This is a genomic window from Ensifer sp. GW821-FHT05G01, from assembly GCF_059419585.1.
This window is the reverse complement of the sequence record NZ_JBWKSC010000012.1, coordinates 232838-247613: the sequence shown is the minus strand read 5'-3', so window position 1 is coordinate 247613 and position 14776 is coordinate 232838. Positions and strand designations below refer to the sequence as shown.

The following is a 14776-nucleotide window of genomic DNA, read 5'->3' as shown; positions in this document are numbered from 1 at the left end:
ATGAGTGCCGTTACAGTGAAGGTCGGGGACGACATGCTGAGACGCGAAAGCGACTACGAGCGCGGCCGCACGTCAGTGCTGTTCGTCGACATGCAGCGCATCTGGTGCGAACCCAATCTCGATCCGACCCACCCGCAGGACGCCGACAGCTATTATCACAAGCGGCTGCGCCAGACGGTGATCCCCAACCAGGTCCGCATCTTGGAGGCCGCCCGCGCTGCGGGCTGCGAAGTGCTGCACACCATCATCGAGAGCCTGACGCTTGACGGTCGCGACCGCTCGCTCGACCATAAACTGTCCGACATGCATGTGCCGAAGGGCTCGCCCGAAGGTCAGGTCATTCCGGAGCTGGCGCCTATCGACAACGAGATCGTGCTGCCGAAGACCTCGTCTGGCGTCTTCAACTCCACCAACATCGATTACATCCTGCGCAATCTCAACACCCGCTACCTGATCATCGCCGGCGTCATCACCGACCAGTGCGTCGACATGGCAGTGCGTGATGCGGCCGATCGCGGCTACCTCGTCACCGTCGTCAACGACGCTTGTGCGACCTACAGCCCCGAGCGCCACGAAGGCGCCCTTCGCGCCTATTCCGGCTACTGCTGGACCACCGATACCGACACTGTCGTCAGCCGCATTCAGGGCCTGCGCCAGGCCTGAGCCATCGCCGAAGATCTTGAGACAAGAGGGGGAATTCATGACCGAGACCAACAACGGCAAGGCGCACTCCGCACTGACGGAACTCGCAACCTTCGTCACCACCGATATCGCCGGCATCACCCGCGGCCGCAGCTTCGCCGCCTCGCAGATCGACGACTATCTGCGCAAGGGCGTCGGCTGGGTCCCGGCCAATCTGGCGTTGACGCCGTTCGACCAGATCGCCGAGAACAATCCCTGGGGTTCTTCCGGCGACCTCCGATTGATGGCCGACCCGGCGAGCAAGGCGCGCGTCACCTGCCTGCCCGACGTCACGCCGCTGCACTTCTATCATTCCGATATCACCGACCTCAAAGGCGACCCCTGGGAGTGCTGCGTGCGCAGTTTCCTCAAGCGCACGCTTGAGGAGTTCGAGCGCGAGGCGGGGCTAAAGGTCATCTCCGCCGTCGAGCAGGAATTCCAGCTTCTCGGCGTCGATTGGCCCGACGCGCCATCCTTCGGCCTGCGCGCCGAGCGCCGTGCCGACCCCTTCGGCCCGCTGCTGATGACGGCGCTGCAAGAGGCGGGTGCCGAGCCGGAAATGTTCCTGCCGGAATACGGCAAGGACCAGTTCGAGATCACCTGCCGGCCTGCGGATGCACTGACGGCGGCCGACCGCGGCGCGACGATCCGCGCCATCACCAAGGAAGTGGCAGCGCTGTTCGGCTGGAACGCGAGCTTTGCGCCGAAGACGAGCGCAAACGGCGTCGGTAACGGCGTGCACCTGCATGTGAGCTTCACGGATCTTGACGGCAACCCGGTCACCTTCGACGCGTCGCGCCCCGGTCGACTATCGAAGGTCGCCGGTTCGTTTGCCGCCGGCGTCATCCGCCACCTGCCGGCGTTGACTGCTTTCACCGCCCCGTCGGTGCTGTCCTACATGCGGCTCGTTCCGCATCACTGGAGCGCGGCCTATACCTGCCTCGGCGAGAAGAACCGCGAGGCGACGTTGAGAATTTGCCCGACGCTGGATCTTCCCGGCAGCAACCCGGCCAAGCAGTTCAACATGGAATACCGCGCCGCCGACGCCTGCGCGAGCCCGCATCTGTCGTTGGCCGTGCTGCTGAAGGCTGGCCTCGAAGGCATCCGCGCCGGGCTCGAACAACCGCCGCTGATCAACTCGGACCCATCGGATTTTTCCGACGCGGACCAGAAGAAGCTCGGCATCCGTCGCCTGCCGTCCAGCCTGCCGGAAGCACTCGAAACGCTTGCCGAAGACAAGGTGGTGACCGGCTGGTTCGCCAAGGACTTCCTCGATTGCTACGTCGCGATGAAGCGCAAGGAAATCGAGATCGTCGATGGCCTCTCGCCCGATGAACTCTGCGCCCGCTACGCGGCCGTCTACTGATACGGATAGGCTCCCATGACTTCGACAACGGCCATCAAGAGCCCCGACGCCCGACGCGGTCGGCACGACCCTCGCCAGCCGCTTCTGGCAATCGACGAGCCGCCGCCCTATGCGGTATTCAACCCGGACGGCACGTCGCCGTTCCTTTTGCTCTGCGAGCATGCGTCCAACCGCATGCCGCGCGCACTCGGCGACATGGGCCTGCCCGAACACGAGCGCCGCCGCCATATCGCCTGGGACATCGGCGCGCTGGCGCTCGCCCAGCACTTAAGCCTCAGCCTCGACGCGCCGCTGTTCTTCACCAACTATTCGAGGCTGGTGATCGACTGCAACCGCCCGCTTTCGGCACCGTCCTTCATCCCGGAAGTCAGCGAAACGACGGAGATCCCGGCCAACCGGGATCTCACGGATGCTGAGCGCAGGCAACGTGTGGACACGCTGTTCAGACCCTTCGCCGATGCGGTAACCCGACGCCTCGACCTGCTCGAAGCGAAGGGCGAGAAGCCGTTCGTCGTCGGCGTGCACAGTTTCACGCCCGTTTATTTCGGCACGCCACGGCCATGGCAGGCGGGTATTCTCTATCGCGACGCCGAGGCTTTCGCACAATCGATGATCCGTGGCTTGAGCAGCGAAGAGCAACTGACGATCGGCGACAACGAGCCCTACAACATTCACCCGGACGAAGATTATACCGTGCCGGTGCATGCGGATACGCGCAAGTTGCCGGGTGTGCTGATCGAGGTCCGGCATGACCTGATCGACACCGACACAGGCGTTGCCGCTTGGGGCGAGCGTCTCACCCGTTGTCTTCGGGCGAGCCTTGAGGAGTGCCGCTAGTGACTGAAGGCCTCTACGCCAGAGACGGACAGGCAATCGCCAACCTGCAGAAGCTGCGGTTCTTTCCGCTCGCCATCGCCGGTGGACATGGGGCACGCCTCATGGAAGAGGACGGCCGCGAACTGATCGACCTCTCCGGCGCCTGGGGGGCTGCAAGCCTCGGCTATGGCCATCCCGCACTCGTGGAGGCCGTCTCGCGCGCCGTCGCCAATCCGGCTGGCGCAAGTGTGCTGTCGGCCGCCAATGCGCCGGCAACCGCTCTTGCCGAAAAACTGCTCGGCCTCTTCCCCGGCGAGGGACGCAACAAGGTGTGGTTCGGCCATTCCGGTTCGGATGCCAACGAGGCGGTCTTCCGGGCGATCGCTAAAGCGACCGGCCGCACCGGCGTCATCTCCTTCGTCGGCGCCTATCACGGCTGCACCACGGGTTCGATGGCCTTTTCCGGCCACAGCGTCCAGGCGGGTGCGACCAAGGCGGAAGGCCTGATCCTGCTGCCCTTCCCCGACCCCTATCGACCCTACCAGGGCGATGCGAGCGGCGACGCAATCCTCGACCTCCTGAAACAGCAGTTCGCAACCACGGCACCGCCGGAGAAGATTGGCTGCGCCTTCATCGAGCCGATCCAGTCGGACGGCGGGCTGATCGTGCCGCCAAAAGGATTCTTCCAGAAATTCGCCGATCTGTGCCGACAGCACGGCATTCTCGTCGTTTGCGACGAGGTGAAGGTCGGGCTTGGCCGCAGCGGCAAGATGCACTGCTTCGAACACGAGGATTTCGTTCCCGATATCCTGACGATCGGCAAGGGGCTGGGCGGCGGCCTGCCACTGTCCGCCGCAATCGGCGCGGCAGAGATCCTGGACTGCGCCACAGCCTTCGCGATGCAGACCCTGCACGGCAACCCGGTCTCGACGGCGGCCGGCCTCGCCGTCCTCGAAACCATCGAGCGAGAGGGGCTGGCGCAGGCGGCCGAACGTAAGGGCGAACGGCTGCGCGAAGGTCTGCGGCAACTTGCCGGACGCCACGCCCTGATCGGCGATGTGCGCGGACGTGGCCTGGCCACGGGTGTGGAACTGATTGCCGACAGCGGCAGCCGGGAACCGGCATCACGAGAAACGGCCAAGCTGATCTATCGCGCCTATGAGCTCGGCCTCGTCCTCTATTACGTCGGCATGAACTCCAACGTGCTGGAGATGACTCCACCGCTGACGATATCGGACACCGAGATTGACCAGGCGCTCGACATTCTCGACCGCGCCTTCGGCGATGTCAGAGCTGGCCGGGTTTCGGACGCTGCGCTTGCCGATTTTGCCGGCTGGTAAGATCGGCACGGGGGGCGTTGCCTACCAGCCCTCGTCCAGCACCCGCGTCAGCATGTCGGCGAAGTAGTCGGCGCTCTCGCGGCTGAGGCAGAGCGGCGGCTTGATCTTCAAGACGTTGAGGTGATCGCCGGTCGGCTGCATGATGACCCCGAGCTCCAGCAGGCGGTCGCAGATGGCGGCCGTCTCCTCGCTCGCCGGCTCCAGCGTGTCGCGATCGCGCACGAATTCGACACCGAGATAAAGCCCCATGCCGTGCACCGCACCGACGATCGGAAACCGTTGCGCAAGCGCTTCGAGCCTCGTTTTGAGATAGCCGCCGACGACACGGGCGTTTTCCTGCAGCTTCTCTTCTTCGATGAGATCGAGCACCGTCTGGCCGACGACGGAGCTGACCGGGCTGCCGCCGGAGGACGAGAAGAAATAGCCTTCCTTCTCCAGCGCATCGGCAATCTCGCGCCTGGTGATGACGGCACCGAGCGGGTGGCCGTTGCCCATGCCCTTGGCGATGGTGATGATATCCGGCACCACGCCCTGCTCCTCGAAACCCCAGAAATAGTCGCCGAGCCTGCCATAGCCGACCTGCACTTCGTCGGCGATGCACACGCCACCACGCTGGCGAACCATGGCATAGACGGCATCGAGATAGCCTTTCGGCAAGGGAATGCCGCCGGCGTTGCCGTAGACCGGCTCGCAGATGAAGCCGGCAAGCCCTTCCCTTGCGTCCTCCAGTTCGCGCAGCTTGGTCGCCACCGACCGCACGTAAGTGTCGGTGGTGTCGGCGCCGCGGAATTGTCCACGATAGGTATTGGGCGCGACGACAGCGTGCACCCAGTCGGGACGGGTCTCAAGCGCCCGCGGGTTGTCGGCGATCGACGTCGAGACCGCGTCGCTCGCCACCGTCCAGCCATGATAAGCCTCGAGCAGGCTGACGACATTGCGCTCACCGGAAAATGCCCAGGCGAGACGCAAGGCAAGGTCGTTCGCCTCCGAGCCACTATTGACCAGGAACACCGTGTCGAGACCGTCAGGCGCAAGCGCTGCAAGCCTTTCGGAAAACTCGGCAACTGACGCATAGTGAAAGCGCGAATTGGTGTTGAGCAGCGACCATTGCCGACCGACCGCTGCCGCCAGCCTTGGGTGCCCGTGGCCAAGGATCGTCACGTTGTTGACCATGTCGAGATAGGCCCTGCCCTCGACGTCGAACAGGTGCTCCTTCCAGCCGCGCTCGATCTGCGGCGGCTTGCTGTAGTAGTTCTTCTGCGGCCTGGCGAAATGCTGCTGGCGGCGATCAAGCAGGTCTGCCGAATGCGGCGCCGGCGCGTCGCAGTCGAAACCGAGAATGCCAGAGGGTGACGGGCAGAGCACGCGCCAGGCCTCGGCCTGATGGGCCGGGACAAACAATGGCGCGATCAACCCCGGTTCGCGGCAGAGCTGTACCCGCATCAGCCCAAGCCCGTGGCCGGCCTCGACCACCGTGCCGACCGGCGCACCGGCGGCAACCGTCTCCTCAGCGTCCTCGGGCGGCTCCAGTCCGGTGAGATGGAGAACGACTGCAGGACCGTTCAGCACCACCCGTCCGTCATGCCATTCGGTTCCGCCGGCAAAGGGCGCTCTGACGACAGTGCCGACAGGCAGGCACAGATCGACATGCAGCGCAAAGGTCGAAGTCGGTCGCGACGCGCGAAGCGTACTCTCGGTCAGCCGATATTCGCCGTAACGGGTGGACGCCATGCCGATCGCATGCGCAGCCGTCTGCAACAGTGACGCCGGAAGGCCCTGGTGCTGCCACCGTTCCTCGGGAAGCAAGGGGCTGAGGATGGAAAGGTCGATCTGGCGCACGCCGGCCGGCTCGATCTCGACGAGCAACCCTTCGCCGATCACCGGCAGCGTTTTTTCAGGCGCGGCATCGACAGCGCGCAGGATCGCCTGCTGCATCAGCGCCGGCGGCACGGAAACGGCAACGTCGAAGATCTCACGTTCATGGGCGGCATTGCCCTGAACGTATGCATTGTCAGGGTCGATGGTCAGCTGCTGTTCGGAACTGGCGACCAGCACCGCGGCGCGCGCAACGACCAGCGGCCACAATGCCTTCAGTTCGCTTTCCTCGAGCGGGCAAACCGCATGAAAAGCCCTGATGGCCGGCAGGATGAAGAACGGATCGCCATCGGCATGATGCAGCAGCGAGGCACAGGTGACCGCCAGTTCGGCGACGAGCCAGCCTTTGAGAATGTCGCCGAAATCGATGACGCTGTCCGGCACCGTTCGACCCGCGGCATCCGGTTGCCCGACAACATTGTCGTCGGTGACATCATGGTGGATGGCTTGCACGCGCAAGTCGGCGGTCAGCGGCTGAAGCCGGCGCATGGCGCCCACCATGGCCTCGGCAATCCGTTTCTTCAGCCCCTCGTCGTTCATGGCGGCAAGCAGGTGAAGCGCGACAGGGGCGGCATGCCTCAGGTCCCATTGCAGCTCGCGGTCAAGGCCCGGATGGTCGAAATCACGCAGCGCCACCGCCAACCGTCCGGCGATATCGCCGAGTGCTGCCACCGTTTCCGCGCTCAGATGCTTGCGGCGGGTCAACGGCACGCCTTCGAGATAGGTCAGCAGGCGAACGCGATAGGCCTCGCCGCGCACCGTCGTCTCGACAATGTCGTTGCCGTCGAGCGCACGCACCACCTGCGGCGCACGCACCGAACCTGCCTGGCGGGCGAGATGCAGCAAGGCGGCGTTCTGGGCCTGCAGTTCCTGCAGGTCATAGGCTGCCCGGCAGATCTTGAGGACAAAACGGGCCTCGCCCGTGTCGATCCGGTAGTTGCGGTCCTGCTGGCTGCCGAGTTCGCTCAAGGTGCCGGAGAGGCCGAAATGTTCCAAGAGGATGCGCGCAGCGTCGTCAGGCGCGACATCGGGCCTTGGCAATTCCGTGCGAAGCTTCAGCGCGTCTTGAACCATATGTCGCCTCCATCACATCCGGCACCATGCCGACTTCCGAATCGACCGAACGGGTCTCCCGACTATTGCGACATACCTTCAAGGCGATAGCGCGTCCCGGGATAGAGCAGGCGCGCCGTCGTCACATTGGCGGTGTCCGACCAGGTACGACGCCGGATCATCAGGCAGGGCTCGTTGCGGTCGATGCCGAGCAGCTTGCATTCCCATGGTTGCGGCGAAACCGCCTCGACGATCTGTTCGGTACGGGTGATCGGCGCCACCGCCGTCAGATAGGCGTTCGGCGTCATGTCGCGGAAATCCTGCTCCATGTATTTCGGGCAGATCGACGGGTTGACGAACCGGTCCTCGATCTGGATCGGCAGGCCGTTTTCCGAATGCACCATGATCGAGTGGAAAACCCGCGCACCGGTCGCAAGCCCGAGTGCATAACCGATCTCCGACGGTGCCACCTCTTCCTGCATCAGCGTCATGCGCGAGGTATGCGCATGGCCGCGCTCGCGGATTTCATCGGCGATATTGCGCACTTCCAATAGCGCGGTGCTGCCCTTGTGGGCCGCGACGAACGAGCCGACCCCTTGGACGCGGGTGATCGCGCCTTCGGTTGCGAGTTCCCGCAGCGCGCGGTTTGCGGTCATGCGGCTGACGCCGAGATCGGCAACGATCTCGTTTTCGGAAGGGATGCGATGATGTGCCGGCCATTCGCCGCTGTCGATGCGGGTGCGGATGAACTGCTTCACCGCCTCGTAGCGTGGCACCGGTCCGTCCTCGAATGCCGCCATGTCGATCCTTCGTCTGAGTGCCGTTATCGGCATTTTCCCCGCCCTTTCCGGATCACGAACAAATCATGCGTATCCGGCAATGATTCTTTTCGTTCATTTCACGCTTGCGCGCCACAGCAAAATATCTATAGTTCCATATACAACTACGTACAGGAAAATCGCAACATGGCAACTTTTCCCGTCAACCGGCTCTTCGCCGACCATGCGCTTCTGCCGACCGGCTGGGCGCAGAACGTCGCCATTGCGCTTGATCAGACAGGCGAGATCGTCTCCATCAAGACCGATCAGCCCATCGCCGATGGCGACGAACGCGTTGCCGGACCGCTGGTTCCAGCCCTTGCCAACCTGCATTCCCACGCCTTCCAGCGCGCCATGGCGGGCCTTGCCGAAGTGGCCGGCAGCGGTGATGACAGCTTCTGGACCTGGCGGGAAGAAATGTACCGCACCGTCGGCCTCGTGAACCCCGACGATGTCGAGGCGATCGCCGCCAAGCTCTACATGGAGATGCTGAAGGGCGGCTTTGGCCATGTCGCCGAATTCCACTACCTGCACCACACCGCCGATGGCACGCCCCATGCAGACCCGGCCGAAATGTCGCTGCGCATTCTCAATGCTGCGAAAGCGACCGGCATCGGGCTTACCCATCTTCCGGTCTTCTACGCCCACGCCAATTTCGGCGGCGTCGCCCCGAATGCCGGCCAGCGCCCCTTCCTGCATGATCCCGATCGCTTCCTGGCGCTGCTCGAACGACTGGCGCCACTCTGCCGCGACAACGGCCAGACGCTCGGCTATGCCATCCACTCGCTGCGCGCCGCGACCCCGGAAGAGATGCGCACGATCCTCGAACGCGCGCCGGTCGCAGGCCCGATCCACATCCACGTCGCCGAGCAGACCAAGGAAGTGGACGACAGCCTTGCCTGGAGCGGCCGTCGCCCGGTTCAATGGCTGCTCGACGAGATGCCGGTCGATGAGCGCTGGTGCCTGATCCACGCCACCCACCTGACGGACGACGAACGGCAGCGACTGGCGCGATCCGGCGCGGTTGCCGGTCTCTGCCCGGCAACCGAAGCCAATCTTGGCGACGGCATCTTCCCGGCCGTCGACTACATGGCGGAAGGCGGGCGCCTCGGCATCGGCACCGACAGCCATGTGGCAACCAGCGCCGCCGAAGAATTGCGGCTGCTCGAATACGGCCAGCGCCTGCGCGATCGCCGCCGCAACCGCCTTGCGGGCCCCGGCGCCTCCGTCGGCCACACGATTTTCGATGCGGCCCTCAAGGGCGGCGCCCAGGCCGTCGGCCAGAAGACATCGGGCATCGCCGTCGGTGCCCGCGCCGATTTCGTCGTGCTCGACGGCGCCAATCCGTACATCGCCGCTGCAAGCGGCAATCAGATCCTCGACCGCTGGCTGTTTGCGCTTGGCGGCGAGACCGTCCGCGACGTCATGGTCGCCGGACAGTGGAAGATCCGCAATGGACGCCACGACCGGGAGGAAGACATCGACCGCGCCTTCGCGCGGGTGCTCATGAAACTGAAGTAGTCGTCAAAGCCAAAATCAAAACAGGGAACAGCTTAATGTCGATCAACAAACTGAAACTCACGCTCGCCGCCACTGGCCTCATGCTCGCCGCCTCCACCGGCAACGCCAACGCCTCCTATTGCGGCGACGGCAAGACCGTCACCTTCGCCGGCATCGACTGGGAAAGCGGCGCCTTCATCACCGAAGTGATGAAGACCATTCTCGCCAAGGGCTACGACTGCCAGGTGGACTCGATCCCCGGCAACTCCGTGACGCTCGAGCAGGCAACCGCCAACAACGACGTGCAGATCTTCGCCGAGGAATGGCTCGGCCGCTCCGACATCTGGAACAAGGCCGTCGAGGAAAAGAAGGTCGTCGCCGTCGGCAAGACTTTCGTCGGCGCCAGCGAAGGCTGGTTCGTTCCGGAATATGTCATCAAGGGCGACGCCTCCCGCAACATCGAGGCGAAGGCCCCGGATCTGAAGAGTGTCTCGCAGCTGTCCGACGCCAAGATCGTCGAGCTGTTCGCCGATCCGGAGGAACCGTCCAAGGGCCGCTTCCTCAATTGCCCGTCGGGCTGGACCTGCGAAGGCGTCAGCACGGCCAAGCTCGATGCCTACAAGCTCGGCGAGACCTATGTGAACTTCCGCCCCGGCACCGGCACCGCACTCGATAGCGCCATCACCTCGGCCTATCTGCAGGGCGAACCGATCCTGTTCTACTACTGGTCGCCGACGGCGATCATGGGCAAATTCAAGCTCGTGCAGCTGGAAGAGCCGGCCTACAACGAAGCCTGCTGGAAGGAGCTTTCGAGCGCCACCGGCAAGCGCGACGAAGGCTGCGCCTTCCCGTCCGTCGACGTCTCCTACGGCGTCAACAGCACGTTCGCACAGGAAGCCCCGGAGATCATCGCGATCCTCGAAAAGGCGACCTTCCCGCTCGAAGACGTCAACGGCAGCCTTGCCTACATGACCGACCAGAAGGTCGATGCAGTGGCGGCAGCGGCCGAGTTCCTGAAGACCAAGGGCGATGTCTGGGGCAAGTGGGTCTCCGACGAGGCCCGCGGCAAGATCGAAGCCAGCCTGAAGTAAGTCCGTTCGGTCGGCCGACGCGGCTCTGGTGCGCCCCTGTCTGAGACAGGGCTGTCTCATCGGATCCGCGCGGCCCGACCTTCGACATCCCGAGGCAAGCGCCATCGGCCGCAGCGTTGCGCCCGCCCTTGGCCCGAGCAAGGAACGACATCCGATGTTTCCGGATACCCTCAATCTCTCCATCCGCGCGCCGGTGAACGAGTTCATCCAGACGCTGGTCAGCAGCTATGGCTGGGTCTTCAAGGCAATCAGCGCAGTGATCCTGAAAGCCGTGCTGTTCATCGAGTGGATCCTGCGCGGCCTGCCCTGGTGGGTCGTCATCCTCGCCTTCATGGCGCTCGCCTGGCAAAGCTCCAAGCGCTGGACGCTGACGGTCGCGGTCGGGGCGCTCCTGTTCTTCGTTGGCGTGCTTGGTCTCTGGGACCTCACCATGCAGACGCTGGCGCTGATGTTGATGGCGACGTTGGTATCGGTGGCGATCGGCGTGCCCATGGGCATCCTCGTCGCCAAGAGCCGGCTGGTGCGCAACATTACGCTTCCGGTGCTCGACGTGATGCAGACCATGCCGAGCTTCGTCTATCTGATCCCGGCCCTGATGCTCTTCGGTCTCGGCAAGGTGCCGGCGATCCTGGCGACGATCATCTATGCGGTGCCGCCGCTGATCCGTCTCACCGATCTCGGCATTCGCCAGGTCGATCACGAGGTCGTCGAGGCGGCAACCGCCTTCGGCGGCAGCCCCAACCAGATCCTCTTCGGCGTCGAACTGCCGCTCGCCACCCCGACGATCATGGCCGGCCTCAACCAGACGATCATGATGGCGCTGTCGATGGTGGTCGTCGCCTCGATGATCGGTGCGCGTGGCCTCGGGGAACAGGTGCTGAACGGCATCCAGACACTCGACGTCGGCAAGGGCCTGGAGGCCGGTATCGGCATCGTCATCCTGGCAATCGTACTCGACCGCATCACGCAAGGTTTCGGCAAGAGCCGGACGGAGGATCCCCGCAATGGCTGATATCGAGATCCGCAACGTCTACAAGATCTTCGGGCAGGACGCGAAGGCCGCCCTCGCCATGGCCAAAGACGGCCTCGACAAGGCCGAGATTCTCGCCCGCTCCGGCTGCAGCGTCGGCCTCAACGACGTCAGCCTGACGATCGGCGCCGGCAAGATCTTCGTCATCATGGGCTTGTCGGGATCGGGCAAGTCGACGCTGGTGCGCCACATCAACCGGCTGATCGAGCCGACGAGCGGAGAGGTCGCCTTTGATGGCAGCAACATCCTCGATCTCGATGCCAAGGCGCTGCGCACCTTCCGCATGCACCGCGTCAGCATGGTGTTCCAGAGCTTTGCCCTGATGCCGCATCGAACCGTCTTGCAGAACGTCGTCTACGGCCAGCGCGTGCGCGGCATCTCCAAAGCCGACGCCCGCGACATCGGCATGAAATGGATCGAGACCGTGGGCCTCTCCGGCTACGATGCCAAGTTCCCGCACCAGCTGTCGGGCGGCATGAAGCAGCGCGTCGGCCTTGCCCGGGCGCTTGCCGCCGATACCGACGTCATCCTGATGGACGAGGCCTTCTCCGCGCTCGATCCATTGATCCGCGCCGACATGCAGGACCAGCTGCTGCAGCTGCAGCAGAACCTGTCGAAGACCATCGTCTTCATCACCCACGATCTCGACGAGGCTTTGCGCATCGGCTCGGAAATCGCCATCCTCAAGGACGGTCAGGTGGTGCAGGTGGGGACACCGGACGATATTCTCGACAATCCCGCCAACGACTACGTCGCCCGTTTCGTCCAACGTCGCCAGGGAAGGCCGGAAGCGCATGACTGAAACCATCACCCTTGATGGACCGGCAGACTGGACTGATATCGCCGCGGCCGCCAACGGCGCCCGGCTGACGCTTTCTGACGCGGCCCGCGAACGCATCGTCAAGGCGCGCGCCGTGGTCGAGGCGCTGGTCGATCGCGGCATTCGCGGCTATGGCATCAACACCGGTGTCGGCGCGCTCTGCGATGTCATCATCGACAGGGAAAACCAGCAAGCGCTGTCGCGCAACATCGTCCTCAGCCACGCCTGCGGCGTCGGCGAACCGCTGGGGCGGGCGGAAGCACGGGCGGTGATGGCCGCGCAGATCGCCAATTTCGCCCATGGTTATTCCGGCGTGCGCGTCGAGACGGTCGAGGCGCTGCTTGCACTGCTCAATGCCGGCCTCATCCCCAATATCCCGTCGCGCGGCTCCGTGGGCTACCTCACCCATGCCGCGTCCATCGGCCTCGTCCTGATCGGCCGTGGCACGGTAAACGACGGCAGGGAAATCGTCCCTGGTGCAGAAGCGCTGCGCCGGCTTGGGCTTCAGCCCTTGGCCCTGCAGGCCAAGGAGGGCCTGAGCCTCGTCAATGGCACGCCCTGCGCCACCGGTCTCGCAGCGCTGGCGCTGTCGCGCACGCAAAGCCTCTTCGCCTGGGCGGATGCGGCAGCGGCGCTCACTTATGAAAACCTCGGCAGCCAGGCCAATACCTTTGCCGCCGGGCCCTTAGCGTTGCGCCATTCGCCGGGGTTGCAGGCGGTCGGCAAAACCTTGCGCGACTTCCTGGCAGACAGCCCGATGCTCAAGGCAAGCGCCGGCACGCGCACGCAGGATCCCTTGAGCCTGCGCGCCGTTCCGCATGTGCATGGTGCCGCCCGCGACGCCTTCGAGCATGTGGCCGAGGTGGTGAACCGGGAGCTCGCAAGCGTCACCGACAACCCCGCCGTCTCCGGCACGCCGGAAGCGCCGGAAGTGCATTCGCAAGCCCATGCGGTCGGCGCCGCGCTCGGCCTTGCCATGGACAGCCTCGCGGTTGCCGTCGCCGAAGTCGCGGCGATCTCCGAGCGTCGCATCGACCGGCTGGTCAACCCGCTGGTCAGCGGCCTGCCCGCCTTTCTCGCCGGCGACGGCGGCGTGTCTTCCGGCTACATGATCGCCCAGTATACGGCCGCCGCCCTTTCCGCGGAAAACCGCCGGCTGGCGGCCCCCGCAAGCCTCGACGGCGGCATCACCTCGGCGCTGCAAGAGGATATCCTGACGCACGCGACCCCCGCAGCCTTCAAGGCGCTGGCGATCGTCGACAATCTCGAGCGCATCCTTGCCATCGAGCTGCTCGCCGCCGCCCAGGCGTACGACCTGCAGCCGCGCTCAACGGCCAAGGCAAAGCGCACCGAGACGCTCTACCGACGCATCCGAACCGCCGTTCCCCACTATGCCGACGACAGGCCGATGAACGAGGACTTCGAGCACATGCGCCACGTCATTCAGGAAGGAACGCCATGAAGCTCCTGCCCGCCTCCGGCCACAAGCGCATGCCCTGGAAAAACGGCGGCGGCGAAACCATCGAGATTGCAGTCTTCCCTGAGGGCGCGTCGCTCTCGGAGTTCGACTGGCGGGTGAGCATGGCAACCGTTGCCAGCGACGGCCCGTTCTCAGCCTTTCCCGGCATCGACCGCACCCTGTCGATCCTCGAAGGCAACGGCATGACGCTTTCGATAGAAGGCCGAGATCGGGCGCCATTGACGCAGGCAACTGCACCGCTCGCATTCCCCGCCGACGTCGCAACCTCCGCCACCCTGATCGACGGCACGATCGTCGACCTCAATGTCATGACCCGCCGGGGCAGGCTCGCTCATCGCGTGCGCCGACTGGACGTCGAGGGCGAAAGCTCGCTTGCGAGCGAAGCAGCAACCAGCCTCATCTTTTGCCATCGCGGCGCCGTGTCGCTGGATCTCAAGGGCCAGACCGTTGCGCTCTCGGCCGGCGATGCCGTGCTGGTATCAGGGCCGCTTGCCGCAGCCTTGAAGACCCCGGAAAACTGCGCGCTGTTCCTCATCGAGATCGATGCCGCAGAGAACGTCTGACGCCGGAATAGCCGGCAGTCTGCGTCCGGGTCAGGTTCGGCGCAGGTGCAGCAGAGGATAGGGCCTGCCGTCGTCATCGACAGGCGAGCGGCCGACGGTGGCAAACCCCAGGCGCGCATAGAACCCTGCACCCGAAGCATTCTGCTCGTTGACATCGACGGTCAGAACCGGATGCAGCGCCGCCGCATGCGCAACCAGCGCGCGGCCGACGCCACGGCCATGGGCATCGGCATGCACAAACAAGGAATCGATCTGCGCCCCGGTCATGCCCATGAAGCCGAGCGCGACATCGTCTGCATCGGCAGCAATCCAGAGCTCGGCTTGCGGCAGATAGTGGGTGGCA

13 protein-coding genes are annotated in these 14776 nt (G+C 64.6%); 10 read left to right on the top strand and 3 right to left on the bottom strand.

What is annotated here, in order from left to right:
- The 4 genes from AC07UR_RS26285 to AC07UR_RS26270 are packed head-to-tail and all read left to right on the top strand — an operon-like array spanning position 1 to position 4203.
- Complete coding sequence (locus AC07UR_RS26285; protein ID WP_209791723.1) at positions 1-663, top strand: cysteine hydrolase family protein; 663 nt, start codon at positions 1-3, stop codon at positions 661-663.
- A 37-nt stretch (positions 664-700) separates the two neighbouring features.
- Complete coding sequence (locus AC07UR_RS26280) at positions 701-2047, top strand: glutamine synthetase family protein (protein ID WP_173423547.1); 1347 nt, start codon at positions 701-703, stop codon at positions 2045-2047.
- Between the two features lie 15 nt (positions 2048-2062).
- Positions 2063-2884 carry an N-formylglutamate amidohydrolase gene (locus AC07UR_RS26275; protein WP_209791721.1) on the top strand — a complete coding sequence of 274 codons (822 nt, stop codon included), beginning with the start codon at positions 2063-2065 and terminating at the stop codon, positions 2882-2884.
- On the top strand, positions 2884-4203 hold the full coding sequence (locus AC07UR_RS26270) for an aspartate aminotransferase family protein (protein ID WP_209791720.1): 1320 nt from the start codon (positions 2884-2886) through the stop codon (positions 4201-4203). The genes AC07UR_RS26275 and AC07UR_RS26270 overlap by 1 nt, the downstream gene beginning before the upstream one ends.
- Positions 4204-4224: 21 nt before the next feature.
- Here AC07UR_RS26270 and AC07UR_RS26265 read toward each other — a convergent pair whose 3' ends face one another.
- The gene (locus AC07UR_RS26265; RefSeq protein ID WP_209791718.1) at positions 4225-7152 is read right to left on the bottom strand and encodes an aminotransferase; all 2928 of its coding nucleotides are present in this window, start codon (positions 7150-7152) and stop codon (positions 4225-4227) included.
- 62 nt (positions 7153-7214) lie between these two features.
- Entirely contained in the window at positions 7215-7958 is a 744-nt protein-coding gene (hutC, locus tag AC07UR_RS26260) for a histidine utilization transcriptional repressor HutC (protein WP_173423801.1), read from the bottom strand.
- Positions 7959-8096: 138 nt separating this feature from the next.
- Between hutC and hutF the strand changes: the two genes are divergently transcribed.
- The 6 genes from hutF to AC07UR_RS26230 all read left to right on the top strand — a co-directional run bounded on the left by hutF (position 8097) and on the right by AC07UR_RS26230 (position 14433).
- On the top strand, positions 8097-9470 hold the full coding sequence (gene hutF / locus AC07UR_RS26255; protein ID WP_209791716.1) for a formimidoylglutamate deiminase: 1374 nt from the start codon (positions 8097-8099) through the stop codon (positions 9468-9470).
- Between the two features lie 35 nt (positions 9471-9505).
- A complete protein-coding gene (locus AC07UR_RS26250; RefSeq protein WP_209791714.1) occupies positions 9506-10540 on the top strand; it encodes an ABC transporter substrate-binding protein in 1035 nt (344 codons plus the stop codon).
- A 154-nt stretch (positions 10541-10694) separates the two neighbouring features.
- The gene (locus AC07UR_RS26245) at positions 10695-11552 is read left to right on the top strand and encodes an ABC transporter permease (RefSeq protein ID WP_077502802.1); all 858 of its coding nucleotides are present in this window, start codon (positions 10695-10697) and stop codon (positions 11550-11552) included.
- Positions 11545-12372: a quaternary amine ABC transporter ATP-binding protein gene (locus tag AC07UR_RS26240; RefSeq protein ID WP_209791712.1), complete on the top strand. Its 828-nt coding sequence runs from the start codon at positions 11545-11547 to the stop codon at positions 12370-12372. Before AC07UR_RS26245 ends, AC07UR_RS26240 begins: the two co-directional genes overlap by 8 nt.
- Positions 12365-13852: an HAL/PAL/TAL family ammonia-lyase gene (locus tag AC07UR_RS26235; protein ID WP_209791705.1), complete on the top strand. Its 1488-nt coding sequence runs from the start codon at positions 12365-12367 to the stop codon at positions 13850-13852. The genes AC07UR_RS26240 and AC07UR_RS26235 overlap by 8 nt, the downstream gene beginning before the upstream one ends.
- Positions 13849-14433: a HutD/Ves family protein gene (locus tag AC07UR_RS26230; protein WP_209791703.1), complete on the top strand. Its 585-nt coding sequence runs from the start codon at positions 13849-13851 to the stop codon at positions 14431-14433. The genes AC07UR_RS26235 and AC07UR_RS26230 overlap by 4 nt, the downstream gene beginning before the upstream one ends.
- Before the next feature lie 30 nt (positions 14434-14463).
- Here the strand turns inward: AC07UR_RS26230 and AC07UR_RS26225 are convergent.
- The coding region (locus AC07UR_RS26225) for an acetyltransferase (RefSeq protein WP_494724409.1) at positions 14464-14776 on the bottom strand (313 nt) is incomplete at its 5' end.